Source organism: Pseudomonas sp. NPDC088890 (assembly GCF_044900155.1).
GTDB classification, from domain to species: Bacteria; Pseudomonadota; Gammaproteobacteria; order Pseudomonadales; family Pseudomonadaceae; genus Aquipseudomonas; species Aquipseudomonas urmiensis.
On record NZ_JBJDNG010000002.1, the window covers coordinates 436,990 to 459,112 of the forward strand.

Annotated in this window: 16 protein-coding genes; 9 read left to right on the forward strand and 7 right to left on the reverse strand. The window is 64.1% G+C overall.

The annotated features are described in order from the left end of the window. The first annotated feature begins 62 nt into the window (after positions 1-62). A complete protein-coding gene (locus tag ACI2JX_RS06890) occupies positions 63-1,439 on the forward strand; it encodes a hypothetical protein (RefSeq protein ID WP_404689715.1) in 1,377 nt (458 codons plus the stop codon). Further along, positions 1,439-2,812, forward strand: coding sequence for a PLP-dependent aminotransferase family protein (locus tag ACI2JX_RS06895; protein WP_404689716.1), 1,374 nt, complete (start codon positions 1,439-1,441; stop codon positions 2,810-2,812). Before ACI2JX_RS06890 ends, ACI2JX_RS06895 begins: the two co-directional genes overlap by 1 nt. 96 nt (positions 2,813-2,908) lie before the next feature. On the opposite strand, the gene ACI2JX_RS06900 is transcribed toward ACI2JX_RS06895, so the two are convergent. From ACI2JX_RS06900 to ACI2JX_RS06920, 5 genes are read right to left on the reverse strand one after another with little or no spacing between them, the layout of a single operon-like run. Beyond that, positions 2,909-4,648 carry an acetyl/propionyl/methylcrotonyl-CoA carboxylase subunit alpha gene (locus tag ACI2JX_RS06900; protein WP_404689717.1) on the reverse strand — a complete coding sequence of 580 codons (1,740 nt, stop codon included), beginning with the start codon at positions 4,646-4,648 and terminating at the stop codon, positions 2,909-2,911. Further along, complete coding sequence (locus ACI2JX_RS06905) at positions 4,645-6,249, reverse strand: 5-oxoprolinase/urea amidolyase family protein (RefSeq protein ID WP_404689718.1); 1,605 nt, start codon at positions 6,247-6,249, stop codon at positions 4,645-4,647. Before ACI2JX_RS06905 ends, ACI2JX_RS06900 begins: the two co-directional genes overlap by 4 nt. 9 nt (positions 6,250-6,258) lie before the next feature. Then, positions 6,259-7,053, reverse strand: a complete 795-nt coding sequence (locus tag ACI2JX_RS06910; RefSeq protein WP_264234462.1) for a putative hydro-lyase — start codon at positions 7,051-7,053, stop codon at positions 6,259-6,261. An 8-nt stretch (positions 7,054-7,061) separates the two neighbouring features. Further along, positions 7,062-7,820, reverse strand: a complete 759-nt coding sequence (locus ACI2JX_RS06915) for a LamB/YcsF family protein (RefSeq protein WP_264234463.1) — start codon at positions 7,818-7,820, stop codon at positions 7,062-7,064. A 19-nt stretch (positions 7,821-7,839) separates the two neighbouring features. After that, on the reverse strand, positions 7,840-9,072 hold the full coding sequence (locus tag ACI2JX_RS06920; protein ID WP_264234464.1) for an NRAMP family divalent metal transporter: 1,233 nt from the start codon (positions 9,070-9,072) through the stop codon (positions 7,840-7,842). Positions 9,073-9,322: 250 nt separating this feature from the next. Between ACI2JX_RS06920 and ACI2JX_RS06925 the strand changes: the two genes are divergently transcribed. The 4 genes from ACI2JX_RS06925 (at position 9,323) to pgm (ending at position 15,816) form a co-directional block, all read left to right on the forward strand. Beyond that, positions 9,323-9,988, forward strand: a complete 666-nt coding sequence (locus tag ACI2JX_RS06925) for a GntR family transcriptional regulator (protein ID WP_264234465.1) — start codon at positions 9,323-9,325, stop codon at positions 9,986-9,988. A 193-nt stretch (positions 9,989-10,181) separates the two neighbouring features. Further along, on the forward strand, positions 10,182-11,834 hold the full coding sequence (locus ACI2JX_RS06930; RefSeq protein ID WP_404689719.1) for a VRR-NUC domain-containing protein: 1,653 nt from the start codon (positions 10,182-10,184) through the stop codon (positions 11,832-11,834). After that, a complete protein-coding gene (locus ACI2JX_RS06935) occupies positions 11,831-14,089 on the forward strand; it encodes an ATP-dependent DNA helicase (protein WP_404689720.1) in 2,259 nt (752 codons plus the stop codon). Before ACI2JX_RS06930 ends, ACI2JX_RS06935 begins: the two co-directional genes overlap by 4 nt. 89 nt (positions 14,090-14,178) lie before the next feature. Continuing rightward, entirely contained in the window at positions 14,179-15,816 is a 1,638-nt protein-coding gene (gene pgm, locus ACI2JX_RS06940) for a phosphoglucomutase (alpha-D-glucose-1,6-bisphosphate-dependent) (RefSeq protein ID WP_404689721.1), read from the forward strand. Positions 15,817-15,883: 67 nt separating this feature from the next. Here pgm and ACI2JX_RS06945 read toward each other — a convergent pair whose 3' ends face one another. Both ACI2JX_RS06945 and ACI2JX_RS06950 read right to left on the reverse strand, forming a co-directional pair. Beyond that, the gene (locus ACI2JX_RS06945) at positions 15,884-17,653 is read right to left on the reverse strand and encodes an acyl-CoA dehydrogenase C-terminal domain-containing protein (protein ID WP_404689722.1); all 1,770 of its coding nucleotides are present in this window, start codon (positions 17,651-17,653) and stop codon (positions 15,884-15,886) included. A 16-nt stretch (positions 17,654-17,669) separates the two neighbouring features. Beyond that, complete coding sequence (locus ACI2JX_RS06950) at positions 17,670-19,292, reverse strand: acyl-CoA synthetase (RefSeq protein ID WP_404689723.1); 1,623 nt, start codon at positions 19,290-19,292, stop codon at positions 17,670-17,672. A gap of 193 nt (positions 19,293-19,485) precedes the next feature. Here ACI2JX_RS06950 and ACI2JX_RS06955 point away from each other — a divergent pair, with 193 nt between their 5' ends. The 3 genes from ACI2JX_RS06955 (at position 19,486) to ACI2JX_RS06965 (ending at position 22,120) form a co-directional block, all read left to right on the forward strand. Continuing rightward, positions 19,486-20,892 (forward strand): sensor histidine kinase, encoded by a 1,407-nt coding sequence (locus ACI2JX_RS06955; RefSeq protein ID WP_404689724.1) that lies wholly within the window; start codon positions 19,486-19,488, stop codon positions 20,890-20,892. Between the two features lie 14 nt (positions 20,893-20,906). Next, positions 20,907-21,545 (forward strand): response regulator transcription factor, encoded by a 639-nt coding sequence (locus tag ACI2JX_RS06960; protein ID WP_404689725.1) that lies wholly within the window; start codon positions 20,907-20,909, stop codon positions 21,543-21,545. A gap of 101 nt (positions 21,546-21,646) precedes the next feature. Continuing rightward, positions 21,647-22,120, forward strand: coding sequence for a MarR family winged helix-turn-helix transcriptional regulator (locus ACI2JX_RS06965; RefSeq protein ID WP_368971218.1), 474 nt, complete (start codon positions 21,647-21,649; stop codon positions 22,118-22,120). Positions 22,121-22,123: the final 3 nt, after the last annotated feature.

Genomic DNA, 22,123 nt, shown 5'->3' on the forward strand with positions numbered 1-22,123 from the left:
GCTAACTTGATTTTGCGCACTATTTAGTGGTGAGCAGAAGTCCTCGAGAGGAAGGGGTGCCCATGAGTGATATTCATGACCAAGCCATGCAGTACATTTATCAGCAAGTGCTGGAGCGCTTGTTGAAACATATGTCCCAAGCCCAGCGCGCATCTATGCAGTTATTGATCCAGCGACTGCTGGTGGCGGCTGGGGGCGTTGAGTACATTGGCCAGTTTCAGTTGCTAGTGGTGCATGGGGAAGACCGACGAAGCGCACATTTGCTAGCCTGCTTGCGTGCTGCGCAGTTGACCATCGCCTTGCGTGCCCCTGCCACCTTCCGACTGCGCGTGGTGGTCGCCGCGCTGCCGGCCATCAGTCACAAGACCCTGGTCAACCATGAGCGCAGCTTCGGCAAACTGTTTATGCAGGATGATGCGCGGGTGGAGTTGCTGATGATCGAAGGGCAATCGGTGGTGCCCTTTGGCGTGCGGCCAACGATGTCGATCGAGCCTTGGGCGCAATCGCGCCAAGCGTTGTTGCTTTTTGGCCACCTGACCGCGGGCCAGCCTGAAGCCATGTTCGGTAGCCGTCTGCACCTGCAACTGGCCAATGCTTTTTGCCTGGTACTGGACAATAGCCATGGTGCGAGCGCCCTGATCACGCTCATCCCTGAGCGCCAGCGCCTGCTCTATCTGGCGTGGAGTCGGCGCTGCCTGCGTTTGACGGGCGAGTTGGGTCTGCAGGGTACCTACCTGAATTTGGCGACGCTGGCCGAGGCGCTTGGCTGGCTGCAAGCATTGGCGGACGCACCTTTGGATGCTCCCAAGAATCCAGCGGCCGCGGCAAATCCAGACAGCCCACTGCGGGTGATCGCGGTGGACGACTTGCTGCAGGACAGGCTCGACGACAGCCAGTTGCAGCAGATGCTCGGCGTGCACCTCGAACCTACCAGGTCCCAGGCACCCCTGATGGCTTATTTTGATCTTGACGCGTTGCTGCACTTGCGCCAGTTGCGCGGCCGTCAGCAGCGCAAGGGGCACAAAGAAGGGCGCTTGGGGCTGGCGGTGCGCGATCGAGCTCATTCCACGCAGGCGTGTGACTCGGCCCAGGCGCGCTTTCTGAACCTGGCGGGGTTGACCGAGCAGCAGTTGATTTGCCTGATTCATGCCCCGTTCGCCGATCATGGGCGCGGGCTTGAGGGTTTCGTTGAGTATTGCCATCCCGGTATGCGGGTCGCCTTGCCCTATCTGCATCGGGCCTTGCAGGGCAAACCCTGCCCTGAGCCGGTGCAGCAGTGGTTGATGGATGTCAGCGGTCTGAGTTTGGCGCAGCTCAAGGCGATCTATGCCCGGCGCATGGGCCAGCCGGCCAGACGCGTAGTGGCCAATCTGGCGCGGCGTGACTTGGCCCTGCGTCTGCACGTTAGCGCTAGAGCGGTGCCTCAGGTCGCGACCTGATGAGCCGGTCGGCCCGCGGCGAGTTCGCCTACCAGACGGTTTATCGCTACCTGGAGCGCTTGATTGGCGAAGCGGACCGCAACGGTGAGGGGCGTTTGCCCTCGCTACGCGATCTGGCACGTCGTCTGCGCGTGTCGCTGGCGACGGTGCAAAGTGCCTACAGCCTGCTCGAGCATGAGGGGCGGGTGCGTTCAGTGCCCAAGTCGGGTTACTTCGTGCGTGCTTGTTTGACGGACGAAGCTCAGGCCGCTAACCCACGCTCGCAGCGGTTGTCGGCATTGCATGTGCCGCTGTCTTCATCAGCCGCGCTGGAGCGCGCGTTGCTCCGGCAGGAGCGTCGCTTGTCGCGCCAGAGCGCGTGCCAGAGTGGGCCACGGCGGGCGGTGGGGGGCGCGTTACTGCGTAACGCACTGGCGGCGCGCTATACCCGCTCTTCGCGTCAATGCTGGAGCGCCGAGGATGTGCACCTGGCAACCGACGTCCAAGCACTGCTGCAAACCCTGCTCTGCGCCTTGCACCTGCGCGGCGCCACAGCGCTGGTCGCATCGCCCTGTTGCTGGCGACTGCTGCGCGGGTTGCAGTTGGCCGGCCTGCGTGTGCTGGAGGTTCCGCTGGATGCCGAGTGCGGCTTGGACCTGGATGTTTTTGCGCGGCTGTTGGCGCGTGAACCGGTGCGTCTGGTGGTCATGCCGGCGTGCCTGAGCTTGCCGACCGGGCGGCTGCTGACCGAGCTTGAACAACACAAGATTGCCGCGTTGCTGGCTGAGCATCCGGCCTGGTTGCTGGAGAACGACCTGGACAGTGAGCTGAGCTTCGCGGCGCCCGCGAACCGACGTCTGCGCGACTGGCTAGAGCCTAAAGGCGTGCTGGTGCTGGGTTCGTTGGAGGCTGAAGTGGGGGCCGAAGCGCCCTATGCCTTTGTCTTGTGTCGTCATGCAGGCGTCGCTGAAAAGTTTGCCCAGCGAGGTTTTTTGCTGCCGCCGCTGCGCCAACAGGCGCTGGCCCAGTTGTACGTGAAAGGCGAGGTGGATTGCCATCTGGCGCCCTTGCGCAGGGAACGCGAGGCGCGCATGCAGTTGCTCTGTCAGCAGGTCCAGCTGCATTTGGGTGAATGGGTGGTTTTTTGTATGCCGCAGGGAGGCCAGGCACTGTGGGTACGCCTGCACCAGCCGTTGGCCAGCAATCGCGCAGTCGAGGTAGTGGCGGGCAGTGACCTGCTGATTGTCCCAGGTGATCGGTTCAGTTTGCAGGGGCGCTTTCATCAGTGCCTGTTGTTGGTCTGGGAGGGCACCAACGAGCAAAACCTGCAGCATGGGTTACGTCTGCTCAGCCAGGCGTTGCAAGAGCAGGTGCCTCCAGAGGATCAACGGTGAACGTCAGGCAGGCGCGCAATGGTATTCACTTGAATGCGCGCGGTAACCGGGCGAACACCCAATTACCACGCACGTTACGCAGATTCAGCCCTGGCCTCAGTCTGGCGTTTGGATACGGCCGATCACCGACCTGGCTTCAAAGTAGGCGCCAGGCTGCTGGCCAATCTGCAACTGACCTGCACAGGGTGCGAGGATGGACGTCTCCATTTTCATCGCTTCCATCACCGCCACCACTTGCCCGGCCTGCACCGCTTCACCGTTGGCAACGACCCAAGTATGCAGGTTGCCCGCGACCGGGGTGACTATCGCTTGTGGGTCTAAGGGGTCCACCTGGGCTTGGCCGATAGTGCTCTGTGCGGCCGAGTTCAGGCTCAAACCGCCCAGAAGCGCCGCTGGCAAGCCCAGTTGGTGGCGCTTGCCGTCAATCTCGACAAAGCTGCGCAGCACGCCAGGGTCGGCAGCATTGGCACTGCGCGGGGCGATTGCTATCTGATCGGCGAAGTCGGTCTCGATCCAACGGGTGTGCACCGCGAAGGTATCGGCGGCGGTGAAATCGGCATGCGCCATCACCGCCTGATGGAACGGCAACACAGTGGCAACGCCATCGACCTGGAATTCGGCCAAGGCGCGCCGGGCACGGGCGATGGCTTGCTCGCGGGTCGCGCCAGTCACGATCAGCTTGGCGATCATTGAGTCGAAATTGGGCGAAACCCGCGAGCCCTCGACCACCCCGCTGTCCAAACGCACGCCAGGTCCGGTGGGCGGCTGGAAGCGGGTGATGGCGCCGGGCGTTGGCAAGAAGCCGTTGCCGGCATCTTCAGCGTTGATGCGAAACTCAAAGCTGTGGCCGCGCGGAACTGGCGTATCGCTGAACGACAACGCCAGCCCTTGGGCAACGCGCAGCTGCTCGATGACCAGATCGATACCACTGGTTTCTTCGCTGACCGGGTGCTCCACCTGCAAACGCGTGTTGACCTCCAGGAACGACAGCGTGCCATCGTCACTGAGCAGGAACTCCACCGTCCCGGCGCCGACATAACCGGCCTCGGCGCAGATGTCGCGTGCTGAGGCATGGATGCGCTGGCGCAGCTCATCGGTCAGATACGGCGCAGGTGCTTCTTCGATCAGCTTCTGGTTGCGCCGCTGTAGCGAGCAGTCACGGGTGCCGACCACCACCACCCGGCCGTGGCGATCGGCGATGATCTGCGCCTCGATGTGCCGAGGGCGATCGAGGAAGCGTTCGACGAAGCACTCGCCACGACCGAAGGCGGCAACCGCCTCGCGCACCGCCGACTCATACAGCTCGCTGACTTCTTCGAGCTTCCAGGCCACCTTGAGGCCACGCCCACCACCGCCGAACGCGGCCTTGATGGCAATCGGCAGGCCGTGCTGCTGGGCGAACGCGACAACTTCGCTGGCATCCTTGACCGGGTCTTCAGTGCCGGCCACCAGGGGCGCGCCTACTTTCAGGGCGATGCGCCGAGCCTGCACCTTGTCGCCCAGTGCATCGATGGTGCTGGGGTCTGGGCCGATCCAGGTCAGGCCCGCGGCGATCACCGCACGGGCGAAGTCGGCGCGTTCAGAGAGAAACCCATAACCAGGGTGCACGGCGTCAGCGCCGGCACGTGCCGCCACCGCCAGCAGCTTGTCGATGTTCAGGTAGCTGTCGGCGGGCCGTTGGCCCTCCAGCGCATAAGCCTCGTCGGCCTGACGGACATGCAGCGCATCGATATCGGCATCGGCGTACACCGCTACCGATGCCACCCCATAGTCGCGGCAAGCGCGGGCGATACGGACGGCGATTTCGCCGCGGTTGGCAATCAGAACCTTTTTCATCGCTGTTGGATCTCGTCAGAAAGGGCAGGGCACACGGGCTCGAATGCGCCCAGCGGGTTGAAGCGAATACGTGCGTTGACTGGAATTTGCCCGGCCAGGTCCAGGTGATAGGGCGCAACCACGCCGATTACCGGGTAGCCGCCGGTCAACGGATGGTCAGCCAAGAACAGCACCGGCTGGCCACTGGGCGGCACCTGGATGGCGCCGACGCAGGTGCCTTCGCTGGGCAGCTCGCCATCGACGGCGCGCGCCAAGGGCTGCGCGCCGGCCAGGCGGATACCGATCCGGTTCGATTGCGGCGTGACCTGCCACAGCTGTTCGGCCAGCAGCGTCTGCGCGTGGGGCGTGAACCAATCGCTGCGCGGGCCCATCAGCACATCCAGGGTGATTACCTGATCGGCGCGCGGCATGGCGAACGCCGCTTGCTCGCTGAGCGACACTGCGGCACCGCCACTGCGGTGCTGGAAGCCTAGGCGAGTCCCCGCCGCCAGTGGCGCGGGGCCAACCTGGGCGAGGGTGTCGGTCGACAGGCTGCCCAGCACTGGCGGGTGATCGAAACCGCCGCGAATGGCCAGGTAATTGCGCAGGCCAGCCGTAGGCGCGTCGATGCTCAGTTGATCGCCATCGTGCAAGGCAAAGGGCATGTACAGCTGCGGTTGCAGCAGTTGGCCGTCAGCTGTGCGCACTTGCAGCGCCGCTGTGGCGCCGGTAACTGCGACCACTGCCTGGCCATGGCAAATGAGCTTCAGGCCGCCCATGAGAATTTCCAGGCAGGCGCTCGCCGCAGCGTTGCCCACGGCCTGGTTGGCGGCGCGCAAGGCGCCCCTGTCCATCGCCCCCGAGGCCGATACGCCTTGTCCGGCCAGGCCTGGGCGGCCAAGGTCTTGCAACAGCGTTTGCAGCCCAGGCGAGACAATCTCCAGGGCCTGGCCCACGGTGGGCGCTGTTGCTTGAGGGTTGGCTAGGGCAACCGAGACCCGCGTCCCTGGCAGGGGGCCTGCATCGTGAAAGCGCACGCGATAGCCCGGCTGGAGCAAAGCCGGCTGCTCGCGCTGCAAATCCCACATCTTTTGCTCAGTGATGCCGATGATCTGCCAGCCACCGGGGCTGGCTTGCGGATAAACACCACTGAAGCCGCCAGCCAGGGCTACGGCTCCGGCAGGAATGCGGGTGCGAGGGGTGCTGCGCCGGGGCACGACGAATTCGGCGCCGCCGCTGAGGTAGGCAAAGCCTGGGGCGAAGCCGCAGAAGGCGACGTGGTAATCGCTGCCGGTATGACGGCGTATTACCTCCTGGACGCTGATATCCAGCGCCCGCGCCACCTCTTCGAGGTCTTCGCCATTGTAGTGCACGGCAATCTCGACCAGCTTGCCGGCCGCGCGCGCCTGGCCGTGCAGCTGGCGCGAAGCAATTCGTGCGGCCAGCGCCTCGCGGCGGAGGGTCAAGGGGCAAAAGTGCACGAGCAGGGTGCGCGCTGCCGGAATGATCTCGCTCACGCCGACGATGGGCTCATGCTGGAGCGAGTCGAACAAGACCAGGGTCTCGTCCAGGTTCGCCAATTCAACCAGGAGCGCGTCCAGGCTGACCGGATAGAAACGCATGCTCCACTCCTATACGTGGTAGTAGCTGTCGGCAATGTCGGTAATGAACATGTGCCCGGGTGCATGGGAGATGGCAAATGGCACCTTGGAGGCCATCACCACCGCCTGCGGTGTTACCCCACACGCCCAGAACACCGGGATCTCGCCGGGTTTGAGGGTGACCGCGTCGCCAAAGTCGGGACGCCCCAGATCCTCGATGCCGAGCAGAGCCGGTTCGCCCACATGCACCGGTGCGCCATGCACACCTGGGTAACGCGCGGTGATCCTGGCCGCATCCGCCACGCGCTCGGCAGCGATCGGGCGCATCGACACCACCATTTCGCCATGCAGGCGCCCGGCCGGGCGGCACAGCTTGTTGGTGCGGTACATCGGCACGTTGCAGCCTTGGCTGATGTGGCGCACGTCGATGCCGGCGTTGATCAGGTCGGCCTCGAAGGTGAAGCTGCAACCGATCAGGAAGCTGACCAGATCGTCGTGTTGCGCCCAGTGCTCGCGGACATCGCTGACTTCCTCGGTCAGCTGGCCGTCGCGCCAGACTCGGTAGGCGGGCAGGTCGGTACGCAGGTCGGCGCCCTCGGCCAGAAACGTGCTGTAGCTGCCAGGCTCGGTGACGTCTAGGACGGGACACGCCTGCGGGTTGCGTTGGGCGAACAATAAAAAGTCGTAGGCCCATTCGCGGGGCAGGGTAATCATGTTGGCCTGGGTCAACCCAGGCGCCTGGCCGGCACTCGGTGCTACCAGCCCTGCGCGATAACGGGCGCGGGCGTCGACGGCGGCTTGGCGGGCCTGCTGCAATGGTGTCATGGTCAACCTCAGGAAAATGCGCGGAGTGTGACGCCTGCCTCGAGCAGGCGGGTTTTCAGGTCGCGGGCGATGCTGACCGCATCGGGGCTGTCGCCATGCACACAGATCGACTCGGCTTGCAGGCTGATCACCTGGCCGTCCTCGGCTTCGATCACGCCTTCACGCACCAGGCGCAGCATGCGCTGGGCGATCAGCTCAGGGTCGTGCAGCACAGCGCCCGGCCGCGAGCGTGAAACCAGCGTGCCCTGGGCGGTGTAGGCGCGGTCGGCGAAAGCCTCGGCAATACACGAAAGGCCCGCCTCGCCGGCCCAGTCCAGCAGCGGCGAGTTGGCCAGGCACACCAGTTTCAGTTGCGGATCGATCCGCAGTACCGCCTGGATCACCGCGTCTGCCTGGGTGCGGTCATGGGCGATGGTGTTGTACAGCGCACCATGCGGTTTGACATAGCTGACCCGGGTGCCGGCGCTGCGCGCCAGGCCCATGAGCGCGCCGATCTGGTAGATGACATCGGCGCGCAGTTGCTCGGCAGGGATATCCATGTTGCGCCGGCCAAAACCGACCAGGTCCGGGTAGGCCACGTGGGCGCCAATGGCTACGCCTCGCGCCGCGGCGGTCTCCAGCGTGTGCAGGATGCCCAGCGGGTCGCCAGCATGAAAGCCACAGGCGACGTTGGCGCTGCTGACCACTTCGAGGATCGCCGCATCGTCGCCCATGCTCCAGGCGCCGAAGCTCTCCCCCAAGTCGCTGTTCAGATCAATGGAACGCATGTTGAAGTCTCCGCGGTAATCAGGCTGCGTTGATAAAGGCAAAGATGGCACCTGCCGACTTGAATGCCATGAACCACGACAACAGGCAGGTCACCACGCCCAGCACCAGCAGCCAGCGAGGGTAGTGATAGCCTTCCATCAGGTCGGCGCGACGCCAGCCAACGTACATGAAAATGCTCAGGCCCAGCGGCAGGATCAAGCCATTGAAGCCGCCGGCGAACACCAGCAGCGCCGCAGGTGGCTTGCCCAGCATCATGTACAGGACCAAGGCGATCAGGATGAACACCACCGTGCTCAGGTTGCGTACGCGTTCATCGATACGCTTGGAGAACACCGTGATGAACGACATCGAGGTGTACGAGGCGCCGATCACGCTGCTGATCCCGGCCGCCCACAGCACTAAGCCGAAGGCCATCATGCCGATGTCGCCGGCAGCGGCTTTGAACGCTTGCGCAGCCGGGTTGGCGCCTTGGCCGGAAACGTCGATGACCACGCCGCTGGCGACCACCCCAAGCACGGCCAAGAACAGTACGTAACGGGCAATGCCGGTGACCAGAATGCCGGTCAGCGCAGCCTTGGACACCACCTCGATGTTCTTTACCCCGACCACGCCGCGATCGAGCAGGCGGTGTGCACCGGCATAGGTGATGTAGCCACCGACGGTGCCACCAACGATGGTGGTGATCGAGGCGAAGTCGATGAAGTCAGGCCAGACCGCCTGGCGCAGGGCCTCGCCCAACGGCGGGTGGGTGGCGAAGGCGGCGAACACGATCAGGCCGACTTTCAGCGTGCCGAGCACCATCATGATGCGGTCCATGGCAACCCCTGCGCGGTGCGAGGAGAAGATCGCAATGGCCACCAGCGCGCTGAACGCGCCACCCCATTTGGGATCGAGGCCCGTCAGGGCATTCAGGCCCAGGCCGGCGCCGGCGATGTTGCCCAGGCTGAACACCAAGCCACCGAACACCACCAGTACCGTGAGCAGATAACCGCTGCCGGGAATGGCGGTATTGGCCAGTTCCGCGGCGCGCATGCGGGTCAGGGTCACGATGCGCCAGACGTTCAGCTGCACGACGAAATCGATCAGGATCGAGGCCAGGATACCAAAGGCAAACGCAGCACCCAGGGTGGCGGTAAAGGTGGTGGTCTGGGTGAGAAAGCCTGGCCCGATGGCGGAAGTCGCCATCATGAAGATCGCGGCGATCAGCGAAGACCGTCGCGCCTTGGTGAAGTCATGAGCGAGCTGTGTCACGGCATCATTCCTACAATGAGAGGTGCTTGGGTAGAGCAATGTGCATGCCAAGCTCAAATAAAACCGCTGCAATGTAGGTATATTGGTAATGGATTGTTCAACAATGTTTTGTTTTTGGATGAGCAATGTGCACCAGATTGTAACAATTGTCGGTAGCGGTATTACCTAATGGAGCAGCCGTGACGCTGCGTCTTGCCAAGCACAAGGTGCTGATGGAACATCTGCACGGTTATCTCCTTCTGGATTGCTTATGAACGACGCTGCTTGTTCCCTGCCACGCACGCTGGGCGAGTCCATCACCCAGGAAGTCCGCAGAATGCTGGTGGAAGGCGAGCTGGTACCCGGCCAGCGCCTGTCCGAAGCAGCGCTGGCCGAGAGCCTGCAGATTTCCCGCAATACCTTGCGTGAGGCCTTCCGGGTGCTGACCCGCGAGGGCCTGCTCAAGCACGAGCCCAACCGTGGCGTAACCGTGGCAGAGCCAGACATGGCGTCGATCATCGACATCTATCGGGTGCGCCGTTTCATTGAATGCAAGGCCATTGCCCAGGGCTTTCCCATGCACCCAGGCACCCTGCAGATGCGCGAGGCGGTCGAGGCCGGCATGCGTGCGCGCGAGGCCAAGGACTGGGTAGCTGTCGGCACCGCCAACATGATGTTCCACAAGGGCATCGTCGAGCTGGCTGATAGCCCGCGGATGGTGGTGTTCTATGGCCAGATCGCCGCTGAGTTGCGCCTGGCCTTTGGCGTGCTCAATGATCCGGAGTTTCTCCACCTGCCTTATGTCGATATGAATGCGTCGATCTTGCGTTGTGTCGAGGAAGGCCGGCCCGATGAGGCCACGGCAATGCTCGATGCCTACCTGGTGCAGTCGGAACGTATCGTGCTGGCGGCTTACGAGCGCAGCCGAAATCGCTAGCCCCTGGCCCGGATAATCTGCGCCACTCGTCGGCTGTTGCCAGTGCCAGTCGACGAGTAGCAAAGGCGTGCAGCACAGGCAGGGCGGGCTTTTGCCGCTGCTCGATGGCGCTAGGTGGCCGGGCGCAGCGCTTGCCAGGTGCCGATATCTGTATGTATAACCAGTGTTCGTTGCCGCTGCCCGACCTTTTGCCGTGATCGCTCATTCTGTCGATGACCCCCTCTACTATCTGCATAACTTCCGTCAGGTCCTGGCGTGGGTAGCTGTGCGCTATGCCGATCTGCTCGACGACCACGAGCAGGCGTTCATCAGTGCGTTCGAGCAGTTGCAGCAACCTGCCCAGGCGCTGTTGGTGCGCATGGTCATGCGCAAGGGCGAGCTGTTTCGCAGCGACAAACTCGACTATGTCGAGATCGGTGACAGTCACTGCGCCTTACAGCCGCTGACGGTGTTGGGCTGGGTCAGCATGCAGACCCCCTTGTCGCTGGAGCAACTGTTCAGCGTGCTGCGCAAGGAGGAGCTGGTGCAGTGCTTCGCGGCGCAACTGAGCCGCCCGCGTGCGGCCAAGCCGGACCTGCTGGCGCAGTTGCAGGCCTTGTCATTACCCCCCAGGCCTTTCGCACAGTGGTTTGCCGACAGCCCCGTGCAGATCATCCATTGGCGCCTGCAACCCTTGTGCGACCGCTTGCGCTTGTTGTTCTTCGGTAATCTCTATCAGGACTGGTCGGATTTCGTCCTGGCCGACCTGGGCATGCTGCGTTTTGAAAAGGTCCCGTTGAGCGATGACAGCCGAGCGCTGCGCCAACGCGCCGAGATCGACCTGGCCATGGCCTTGCACCAGTGTGCCGAGCGTCTGGAGCAGGGCGAGGCGCCGGCGCTGCTGCTGGCCACGCTTGAGGGCCTGCACAGCGACAACCCCTGGCTGGCGCGGCGCCGCTCGCGGGTGCTGTTCAGCATCGGTCAGCAGTGCGAACGCCTGGCCGAATGGGACTTGGCGCTGAAGGTCTATGGCCAAAGCCGCCACCCTGAGGCGCGGATTCGCCAGGTGCGGGTACTGGAGCGCAGCGAGCAGTGGGCGCAGGCCAAGACACTGGCCGAGCAGATGGCCGCGGCGCCCGGCAACGCCCACGAGGTTCAGGCATTGGCGCGCATGCTGCCGCGCCTGACGCGCAAGTTGGGCGGGCCACCCGTGGCCAGGCGCCGTGCGTCCGTGGTCACGCCGATCGAGCTGCAACTGCCCGTAGAGATGGCCGAACTTGGGGTCGAGGAGGCCGTGCGCGTGCATTTGGCGCAGCAAGGTGGACAGGTCCATTACGTGGAGAACACGCTGCTCAACAGCTTGTTCGGCCTGCTGTGCTGGGAGGCGATCTTCGCCCCGGTGCCGGGGGCATTCTTTCACCCGTTCCAAATGGCCCCTCAGGACCTGCACGACGAAGATTTTCAGCAGCGGCGCAGTGCCCTGTTCGAGGCCTGCCTGGCGCGCCTGGATGATGGCAGCCATGCCCAGGCCATCCTGGCCTGCTTTGCCGCCAAGCAGGGGCTGCAGTCACCGTTCGTGTTCTGGCAGATGCTCACCCCGCAGTTGCTGGAACAGGCGCTGGCCTGTGTGCCTGCCGCGCACCTCAAGCAGTGCTTCATGCGCTTGTTGCAGGACATCCGCAGCAACCGCGCCGGCATGCCGGATCTGATTCAGTTCTGGCCTGAGCAGGGGCGTTACCTGATGGTCGAGGTCAAGGGGCCGGGGGATCGCTTGCAGGACAACCAGCTGCGCTGGCTTGAGTTCTGTCGTGAGCACGGTCTGCCGGTCGCCGTGTGCCACGTGCGTTGGTGTGAGGCGCTGGCATGAGCTACAGCGTGGCGGTGCGTGCATTATGCGAGTTCAGCGCCAAGGTCGGTGATCTGGACTTGCGCTTCACCCCGTCGCCCACCGCCCAGGAAGGCATCGCCGGGCATCGGCGAGTGGTGGCGCGGCGTGCTGGCGATTACCAGGCCGAAGTCGCCCTTGAAGGGCACTATGAATGCTTGCGCGTGCGCGGGCGTGCCGATGGCTATGACCCGCAGCTCAATCGCCTGGAAGAGATCAAGACCCACCGCGGTGACCTGGCCCGGCAACCCGACAACCACCGCCAACTGCACTGGGCCCAGGCCAAGGTCTATGCCTGGCTGCTGTGTCAGGCGCGGCAACTCGCAGAGGTCGAGGTAGCGCTGGTCTACCTGGATGTCGACAGCGATCGGCAAACCGTGATCAGCGAGCAGCACACAGCGGCAGAGTTGCAGCGCTTCTTTGCGCTTCAGTGCCAACGTTTTCTGGCCTGGGCGCAGATGCAGGAACAGCGCCTCGCCGAGCGTGACCAGGGCTTGCAGGCGCTGAGCTTCCCCTATCCGCAGTTCCGCCAGGGCCAACGCCAATTGGCCGAGACCCTGTACAAGGCGGTGAGTACCGGCCGCTGCCTGATGGCCCAGGCCAGTACCGGCATCGGCAAGACCCTGGGCACGCTGTTCCCGCTCCTCAAGGCGATGGTGCCGCAGCGCCTCGACAAGCTGTATTTCCTGACGGCCAAGACGCCCGGCCGGGCACTGGCACTCGATGCCCTGCGCCAGATCGACCAGGCCACGCCCCAGCCAGCCTTGCGTACGCTGGAGTTGATCGCCCGCGACAAGGCCTGCGAACACCCCGGCAGCGCCTGCCATGGCGAATCCTGCCCGTTGGCCAAGGGTTTCTACGACCGCCTGCCTGCGGCGCGCGAGGCGGCCGGGGCGCGGCCACTGCTCGATCGCCAGGCGCTGCGTGAGGTGGCCCTGGAACATCACGTGTGCCCTTACTACCTGGGCCAGGAGATGGCGCGCTGGGCTGATGTACTGATCGCCGACTACAACTACTACTTCGATGCGCACGCCTTGCTGTTTGGCCTGGCCCAAGCCAACCAGTGGCGGGTATCGGTGCTGGTGGACGAGGCGCATAACCTGGTCGAGCGGGGGCGAGGCATGTACAGCGCCAGCCTGGATCAAGGGCAACTGCAGGCGTTGCGCCAGAGCAAGCCCGAAGGGTTGGTCAGTGCGCTGGATCGGCTGAACCGCCAATGGAACGCCCTGTACAAGGACCAGCATGCGCAGTACCAGGCCAGCGAGCGATTGCCCGACGGCTTGCTCAGCGCGTTGCAGCAGTGCATTGGCTTGATTCAAGAGCGCCTGAACCAGGCGCCTGCGCAAGTCGACCCGCTGCTCTTGCAGTTCTTCTATCAGGCCTTGCAGTTCAGCCGGGTGGCGGAGCTGTTCGATGAGCATTTCATCTTCGACATCAGCCTGCGCAATGGCCCGCGCAAGCGGCGCCTGGCCACCTTGTGCCTGCGCAATGTAGTGCCGGCGCGCTTGCTGGGCCCGCGCATGAGTGCCGCGCGCAGTGTCACGTTGTTTTCCGCCACCCTCAGCCCACGGCATTTCTATGCCGACCTGCTGGGCATGCCTGGCGATACTGCTTGGCTTGAGGTCGCGGCGCCGTTCAAGGCAGAGCAACTGGATGTGCGCATTGTCAGCCAGGTGTCGACCCGCTTTCAGCACAGGCAGGCTTCGCTGGCGCCGATCGTCGAACTGATTGCCGAGCAGTATCGCAACCGGCCGGGTAACTACCTGGCGTTTTTCAGCAGCTTTGAATACCTGCAGCAGGTCGCCGGACTGCTGGCCGAACGTTACCCGCAACTGCCACGCTGGGAGCAGGCTGCGGGTATGGATGAAGCGGCGCGCGAGGCGTTTCTTGCGCGCTTTGTGCCAGACGGGCAGGGCATCGGCTTTGCCGTCCTGGGCGGGGCATTCGGCGAAGGGGTGGATTTGCCGGGTACGCGCCTGATCGGCGCCTTTGTCGCTACCCTCGGCCTACCTCAGGTCAACCCGATCAATGAGCAGTTCAAACAGCGCCTGGGTCGCCAGTTTGGCGCGGGGTTCGACTATGCCTACCTGTACCCCGGCGTGCGCAAGGTAATCCAGGCCGCCGGGCGGGTTATCCGCGGTGATGACGACCGTGGCGTGCTGCTGCTGATCGACGAGCGCTTCGCCGAGCCACGGGTGCAGCAGATGTTTCCCGCTTGGTGGCAGACGGCCAGTTAATAATCCCCGCTCGCCCCATCGCACGGCATTGCAACTCCCAGTACACTGCGCGTTCCAACACCTACATTCGTTGAACTCGAGGTTCTTGCATGACGCTCAGTCCTTTGGCAGGCAAGCTGGCTCCGGCCAGCGTTCTGGTTGATATTCCCCGCCTGCTGACCGCCTACTACACCGGCCGCCCTGATGCGTCCGTGGTGGCCCAGCGGGTTGCCTTCGGCACCTCCGGGCACCGGGGGACCTCCCTTGAGCTGAGCTTCAACGAGGACCACGTGCTGGCCATCACCCAGGCGATCTGCCTGTATCGCCTGGCCCAGGGCATCGATGGCCCGCTGTTCATCGGCGCCGACACCCACGCACTGTCGGCACCGGCCGCGGCCAGCGCCCTGCAAGTGCTGGCGGCCAATGGCGTGCAGGTGATGCTGTCCAAGGATGACGAGTACACCCCGACCCCGGCGGTGTCCCACGCCATCCTCTGCTACAACCGTGGCCGCCAGACTGGCCTGGCCGATGGCATCGTCATCACCCCCTCGCACAACCCGCCACAAAGCGGCGGCTTCAAGTACAACCCACCCAACGGCGGCCCTGCGGACAGCGACGTGACCAAGTGGGTCGAGGCCAAGGCCAACGAACTGCTGGCCGCAGGTCTGGCCGGGGTCAAGCGCATGGACTACGCCCAGGCCCTCAAGGCGCCGACCACCCAGCGTCATGACTATGTCGGCAACTATGTCGCGGACCTGGCCAACGTCATCGACTTCGACGTCATCCGCGCCGCCAACCTGCGCCTGGGCGTCGACCCGCTGGGCGGTGCCGGGGTGCGTTACTGGCAGGCGATCGCCGAGCACTACCAGTTGAACCTGGAAGTGGTCAACACCGAGGTCGATCCGACCTTCCGCTTCATGACCGTCGACTGGGACGGGCAGATTCGCATGGACCCATCCTCGCCTTACGCCATGCAGGGTTTGATCGGCCTGCGTGAGCGCTTCGACGTGGCCTTCGCCTGTGACCCGGACCACGATCGCCATGGCATCGTCACCGCCGATGGCTTGTTGGCGCCGAACAACTACCTGGCGGTGACCATCGACTACCTGTTCCGCAACCGCCCGCAGTGGCGCAGTGATGCGGCAGTGGGCAAGACCGTGGTCAGCAGCGGCTTGATCGACCGCGTCACCGCGCGGCTGGGGCGCACCCTGTACGAAGTGCCAGTGGGCTTCAAGTATTTTGCCCAGGGGCTGTTCGACGGCTCGCTGGGCTTTGGCGGCGAGGAGAGCGCCGGTGCGTCGTTCTTGCGTCGGGATGGCTCGGTGTGGGCTACCGACAAGGACGGGCTGATCCCCGCGTTGCTGGCGGCGGAGATGACCGCGCGCACCGGGCGTAACCCGAGCCAGGCCTACGCTGACCTGACCGAGGCCCTGGGCAAGCCCTTTGCCACGCGGGTCGAGGCCAAGGCCGATGCGCGGCAGAAAGCCCTGCTGAGCAAGTTGGCGCCCGAGCAGGTCAAGTCGACCGAGCTTGCCGGTGAGCCGATCGAGCAGGTCTTGAGCCATGCCCCGGGCAATGGCCAGGCCATCGGTGGGCTGAAGGTGATGACCCGCAACGGCTGGTTTGCGGCGCGGCCATCGGGCACCGAGGACATCTACAAGATCTACGCCGAGAGTTTTGTCGACGAGGCGCACCTGCAGCGGCTGGTTGAAGAAGCTCAGGCGTTGGTGGATGCGGCCATTGCCTGATTGAGCGGTTTGTCGATTCCGGCCCTATCGCTGCCACGTGTCACGCGATAGGGCCGGATGATTCAACCTAGAACTGGCCTGCCTCCATCCCATACAAACTCGAACTCCCCGCCCGCACACTGGCCTCCAGCGCCAACCCCCGTGGCAAGATTCGTTCGAAAAAGAACGCCGCACAGGCAAGCTTGGCCCCACAGAACTCGGCATCTTCAGCCAATTTGGCCTGGGCTACCGCGGCCATCCGCGCCCACATGTAGGCATAGGCCGTCAGCCCAAACAGATGCAGGTATTCCACCGCCGTGGCACTGATCAGGTTGGCGTCGCTGGCCACCCCGGCCAGCAACCAGCGGGTGGTGTTTTCCAGTCGCACCAAGGCCTCGAGCAGCGCTTCGCGATGCACGGGCGCATCGACCGCGAACGCGCGAATTTCGGCGGCAAAGGCTGCTAGCCCCTGGCCGCCATCGGCCACCACCTTGCGCCCCAGCAGATCCAGCGCCTGGATACCATTGGTGCCTTCATAGATCTGGGCGATGCGCACATCGCGCACCAACTGCTCCTGACCCCACTCGCGAATGTAGCCATGGCCGCCGAACACCTGCTGGCCGAGCACGCAGCTCTCCAGGCCGTTGTCGGTGAAGAAGGCCTTGGCCACTGGCGTCAGCAGGGCGACCAGGCGCTGGGCATGCTCACGCTCACCGGCATCCTCGGCATAGCGCGCCAGGTCCAGCTGCTGGCCCACGTAAGTGGCAAAGGCGCGACCGCCTTCGGTGAGGCTGCGCATGGTCAACAGCATGCGCCGCACATCGCCATGGGCGATGATCGGGTCGGCGATCCGCTGCTGGGCTTGCGCGCCGCTGGCGGCGCGGCTTTGCAGGCGCTCATTGGCGTAGCGTGCGGCGTTCTGGTAGGACGCCTCGGCGCAGCCAATGCCCTGGATGCCGATCGACAGGCGCTCGTAGTTCATCATGGTGAACATCGCGGCCAGGCCCTTGTTCGGCTCGCCTACCAGAAAGCCGGTGGCGGCATCGAAGTTCATCACGCAGGTGGCCGACGCCTTGATGCCCATCTTGTGTTCGATCGAGCCGCAGTGAGCGCCATTGCGTGCACCCAGGCTGCCATCGGCCTCGGGCAGGAACTTAGGCACCAGAAACAGTGAGATACCTTTGGCGCCTGCGGGGGCATCGGGCAATTTCGCCAGGACCAGATGGACGATGTTCTCGGTCAGGTCCTGTTCGCCGCCGGTGATGAAGATCTTGCTGCCGCTGATCTGGTAGCTGCCATCGGCTTGCGGTTCGGCGCGGGTGCGGATCAGGCCCAGGTCGGTGCCGGCGTGGGGTTCGGTCAGGCACATGGTGCCGGCCCATTGGCCGCTGTACAGCTTTGGCAGGTAAGCGGCCTTGAGCGCTTCGCTGGCATGCGCATCGATCGCCAAACAGCTCCCGGCACTCAACGCCGAATACAGGCTGAAGCTGCTGTCGGCGGCGTACATCATCTCTTCGAACAGCACCCCGAGCATCTTTGGCATGCCCATGCCGTCATATTCAGGATTACCGCCCAAGCCGACCCAGCCGCCTTCGCGGTAGGTGTGCCAACTCTCGCGAAAGCCCTCTGGGGTGCTGACCTGCCCCGCGTCGAAGCGCACGCCTTGCTCATCGCCGTTGCGGCTGAGCGGGGCGATCAATTGGCCGGTTATTTTCGCCGCCTCTTCGAGGATGGCGTCGGCGGTGTCGGCATCGACCCGTTCGGCCAGGGCCGGCAGGCGCGCCCACAGGGCAGGGCCTTGGAACACGTCATGGAGAACGAAGCGCATGTCGCGCAGTGGAGCGTTGTAGTCGGTCATATCGAAGCTCGTCGGTTCAGAGGGCCTTGGCCCGGTCGCGCAGCAGGTATTTCTGGATCTTGCCGGTGGAGGTCTTTGGCAGGTCGCCGAACAGCACGGTCTTGGGCACTTTGAAGGCCGCTAGGTGCTCGCGGCACCAGGCGATGATCTCAGCTTCGCGGGTGGCGCCATGGCCCTGCTTGAGGGTGACGAAGGCGCACGGCGTCTCGCCCCATTTCTCATCAGGGCGGGCGACCACTGCGGCTTCGAGCACGGCAGGGTGCTTGTACAGGGTGTCTTCGACTTCGATGGTGGAGATGTTCTCGCCACCGGAGATGATGATGTCCTTGAGGCGGTCTTTGATCTCGACGTAACCGTCGGCATGCCACACCGCCAGGTCGCCGGTGTGGAACCAGCCGCCGCGGAAGGCTTCGGCGGTGGCTTCGGGGTTTTTCAGGTAGCCCTTCATCACCGTGTTGCCGCGCATGAAGATCTCGCCCAGGGTGTTGCCGTCGCGCGGTACTGGCTGCAGGGTCTGCGAGTCGGCCACCATCAAGCCTTCCAGGGTTGGATAACGCACGCCCTGGCGCGACTTGATGCGTGCACGCTCCGCTAGCGGCTGCTGGTCCCATTCGGCATGCCAGGCGCACACCGTGACCGGGCCATAGACCTCGGTCAGGCCGTAGACGTGGGTGACCGCGATGCCCATCTCCTCGACCGCGCCGATCACCTTGGCCGGTGGTGCAGCGCCGGCCACCATCGCCTGCACCGGGTGCTCGATGGCGGCCTTGGCGGTATCCGGCATGTTCACCAGCGCGTTGAGCACGATCGGCGCACCGCACAGGTGGCTGACGCGGTGTTCGCGGATCAGGGTGAGGATCTTTTGCGGATCGACCCGGCGCAGGAACACATGGGTGCCGGCCAAGGCGGTGACGGTCCACGGGTAGCACCAGCCGTTGCAGTGGAACATCGGCAAGGTCCACAGATACACCGGATGGTTACCCATCGCCCAGGTCATCTGGTTGCCGATGGCGTTGAGGTAGGCGCCGCGGTGGTGGTAGACCACGCCTTTCGGGTTACCGGTGGTGCCGGAGGTGTAGTTCAGCGAAATGGCCTGCCATTCGTCTTCAGGCCACTGCCAGGCGAACTCAGGGTCACCCTCGGCCAGCAGCGCTTCATAGTCCAGGTCACTGACCGGCTGGCCTTCGCCGTATTCCGGATCGTCGACGTCGACCACCAGGGGTGGCTGGGCCAGCAGCGCGAGGGCGCCCTGGATCACCGCGTGAAACTCGCGGTCAGCGATCAGCACCTTGGCTTCGCCATGTTCCAGCATGAAGGCAATGGCTTCGGCGTCCAGGCGCACGTTGAGGGTGTTGAGCACCGCGCCGAGCATGGGCACGGCAAAATGCGCTTCGAGCATCGCCGGGATGTTCGGCAGCATCACTGCAACGGTGTCGCCCTGGCCGATGCCGCGCTCGGCCAGGGCGCTGGCCAGGCGTCGGCAGCGTTGATAGGTCTGCTGCCAGTTGCGCCGGATAGCGCCGTGGATCACGGCCGGGTATTGGCCGTAGACCGAGGCGGTGCGCTCGATGAAGCTCAGCGGGGTGAGGGGAACATGATTGACAGCAGCGGGCATCAGGCCCTGGGAGAATATCGACATGCGGTGGTCCTGTGTGGGAGGCAGGCGCAGCCTGTGCGCTGGGCTCCCGGTGGCTGATTGTTAGCTCTGATCAGGGAAGGGGCAGCGAAAAATGGCTCGCTTGCCCTGTCGCATTTTTACGCGAACCGCTATGTTAGCTGGAAGATCGACTATAGCAATATGGTAGAAATACTATAAAAAGTGAGCTCAAGCCGTGGATCACACCTCATCACCGTTGCTAGCCAAAGACCCGCAGCCCAGCGCGCTGCTAGCGGCCGACGCTCAATTGATCAGCGCCAATCGCGCCTTGCAGGCGATGATTGCCCAAGGGCCGGCGCTGGCGCAGTGGCTGCCGGCCAATTGTGCAGCGCTGGTTCGCGCTTGCCTGCGCCAAGACCGCGCGATTGCCGAGGTCGAGGCGCAGGTTGGCCAGCGGATCTTGCTCTGGACCTTCGTCCCCGATGCTCGTGGCCAGCAGGTCCTGGCGCGCTGTCGCGATGCCAGCGACGAGCGCCACGCCGCGCGCGAAGCCAATCAATCGCGCCGGCTGTACCGCCTGATTACCGAGAACACCACCGACCTGATCTCCCGGCACAGCCCGGACGGGCGCTTTCTCGATGCCACGCCAGCGGCCTTTCGCCTGCTTGGGGTGTGGCCAGAGCAGTTGCGCGGCACTCCGGTGCGCAACTTGCTGCACCCGCACGAGCGTCGCCAGGCGCTGCGTCAGGCGGCTGCGGCGTTGGATGCGGATGGCTATCACCTCATGACCTGCCGCGTGCGTCACGCCGATGGCGGCTATCGCTGGTTCGAGATCGCCAGCCGGGCGATACGCGAAACCTATACCGGGGCGGTGGTGGAGATCGTCAGTGTCTCTCGCGACATCAGCCTGCGCATCGAGGCCCAGCAGAACCTGGCGCACAGTGCCCGGCTGGCGACCCTGGGCGAGTTGGCCTCAGGCATTGCCCACGAAATCAATCAGCCGCTCGCGGCAGTGGTCAATTACGCCAACGCCAGCCAGCGTTACCTGCACGCTGTTGAGCATGACTCACAGGCGCGGGATCGGGTCGGCCAGGGCTTGCAACGCATCGTTGAACAGGCGACCCACGCCGCCGAGGTGATCCGCCGCCTGCGCGCTTTTTTGCGCAAGGGGCCACGTCGCCTACAGGCGCTGGCGATCGCCGATGTCGCCGGCGAAGCGGTGCGTCTATGCGCCTGGGAGGCGGACCGCGATCAGGTCGAGATCGAGCTGCGCCTGCCCAGCACCTTGCCCCAGGTATACGCCGACCGGGTGCTGCTGGAGCAGGTACTGCTCAACCTGCTGCGCAACGCCATCGACGCCAATCGTGACCAGCACAGGGGCCAGCCGTCGCGTATCGTCCTGGCTGCACGCCGCGAGGGGGACTGGCTACAGGTCGAGGTCAGCGATCAAGGGCCGGGCGTTGCCTGCGAGCGGCTGGATGATATTTTTACCCCGTTCACCACCAGCAAGGCAGACGGTCTCGGCCTGGGCCTGAGCATGAGCCGCAGCCTTATCGAAGGCTTTGGCGGCAGCTTGCAGGCGCGCTTGGGGGAGGCGGGCGGCTTGGTGCTGTGCTGCCGCTTGGCGGCGATCAAACTTTGAAGGGCAGGGCAGTGATGCAGGCGAAGGTTTATGTGGTCGATGATGATCTAGGCATGCTCGATTCGACCGTCTGGTTGCTCGAGTCGGTGGGGTTGCAGGCGTTGCCATTCAGCAGTGGCCAGGCGTTTCTGGATGCCTGTGCAGGCGATGAGCCGGCCTGCGTCCTGCTCGATGTGCGCATGCCTGGCCTGGGCGGCCTGGCGGTCCAGCAGGCGTTGCGTGATCGCGGGGTACTGCTGCCGGTGATCTTTGTCAGCGGCCATGCCGATGTACCGATCGTGGTACGGGGGTTCAAGGCAGGGGCCTGCGACTTCATCGAAAAGCCCTACAACGAGCAGCTGTTGCTCGACAGCGTCCAAGCGGCATTGAGCCACGCGCGTCAGGCGCAGCAGGGCAGTCTTGAGTTGGCCGCCATTCAGGCCCGTATCGACGGCATGACGCCACGTGAGCGCGATGTGTTCATCCCGCTGGTGCAAGGCCTGAGCAATCGGCAAGTCGCCGAGCAATTGGGGGTCAGCGTGAAGACCGTCGATCTGTATCGAGGACGGGTGATGAAACGCATGCAGGCCAGCAGCCTGGCGCAGTTGGTAGGGATGGCGATTGCCTGTGGTCAGGTGCAGGCGCTGGGGCTGGGTGCGATTGAAGTGAACTAACTGGCAGTCATGAAGGCTAATTTACATAGCCCGCTAATCAAAGCTTTGACATTCACTGCCTAGGCAGTAATATTTTCACACAATTGTCCGAGCAGCTGTCGATGTCTCATTTCAACCCGGAAAATTTCCAGACCTGCGCCATCGGCATGCTGCTGGGCCGCGCCGCGATCCTCAAGGACCGCATCCTCGACTGGCACCTGGAGAGCGAGGGGGTTACCGCCGCGCAATTCAAGGTGCTGATCATCGTCACCCAGTATCAGGTCGACACCCCAGCCGAGCTGTGCCGCTACCTGGGCCTGGATAGCGGTTCGATGACGCGCATGCTCGATCGCCTCGAACACAAAGGCCTGATCCTGCGCAACCGCTGCCCAGATGATCGGCGCCAAGTGCGCCTGGCCTTGACCGCTGATGGTCAACGTCTGGCCGACCGCCTGCCGGAGATCGGCGCGGCGGCAATGAACGAGCTGGTCGGTGTACTTCAGCCCGAAGAACTCAAGACCCTCGAAGGCCTGTTGGCCAAGGTGCTGCTCGGCGCTGGCGACCCCCTGACGATCCGCCGCTTTGGCGATCGTTGATCC

Bases quoted from the DNA above. Each gene is read 5' to 3' on its own strand.
- ACI2JX_RS06900 (WP_404689717.1), bottom strand. From the start codon at position 4,648: ATGAAAAAGGTTCTGATTGCCAACCGCGGCGAAATCGCCGTCCGTATC.
- ACI2JX_RS06895 (WP_404689716.1), top strand. From the start codon at position 1,439: ATGAGCCGGTCGGCCCGCGGCGAGTTCGCCTACCAGACGGTTTATCGC.
- ACI2JX_RS06965 (WP_368971218.1), top strand. From the start codon at position 21,647: ATGTCTCATTTCAACCCGGAAAATTTCCAGACCTGCGCCATCGGCATG.
- ACI2JX_RS06890 (WP_404689715.1), top strand. From the start codon at position 63: ATGAGTGATATTCATGACCAAGCCATGCAGTACATTTATCAGCAAGTG.
- ACI2JX_RS06950 (WP_404689723.1), bottom strand. From the start codon at position 19,292: ATGTCGATATTCTCCCAGGGCCTGATGCCCGCTGCTGTCAATCATGTT.
- ACI2JX_RS06935 (WP_404689720.1), top strand. From the start codon at position 11,831: ATGAGCTACAGCGTGGCGGTGCGTGCATTATGCGAGTTCAGCGCCAAG.
- ACI2JX_RS06915 (WP_264234463.1), bottom strand. From the start codon at position 7,820: ATGCGTTCCATTGATCTGAACAGCGACTTGGGGGAGAGCTTCGGCGCC.
- pgm (WP_404689721.1), top strand. From the start codon at position 14,179: ATGACGCTCAGTCCTTTGGCAGGCAAGCTGGCTCCGGCCAGCGTTCTG.
- ACI2JX_RS06905 (WP_404689718.1), bottom strand. From the start codon at position 6,249: ATGCGTTTCTATCCGGTCAGCCTGGACGCGCTCCTGGTTGAATTGGCG.
- ACI2JX_RS06945 (WP_404689722.1), bottom strand. From the start codon at position 17,653: ATGACCGACTACAACGCTCCACTGCGCGACATGCGCTTCGTTCTCCAT.
- ACI2JX_RS06910 (WP_264234462.1), bottom strand. From the start codon at position 7,053: ATGACACCATTGCAGCAGGCCCGCCAAGCCGCCGTCGACGCCCGCGCC.
- ACI2JX_RS06960 (WP_404689725.1), top strand. From the start codon at position 20,907: ATGCAGGCGAAGGTTTATGTGGTCGATGATGATCTAGGCATGCTCGAT.
- ACI2JX_RS06925 (WP_264234465.1), top strand. From the start codon at position 9,323: ATGAACGACGCTGCTTGTTCCCTGCCACGCACGCTGGGCGAGTCCATC.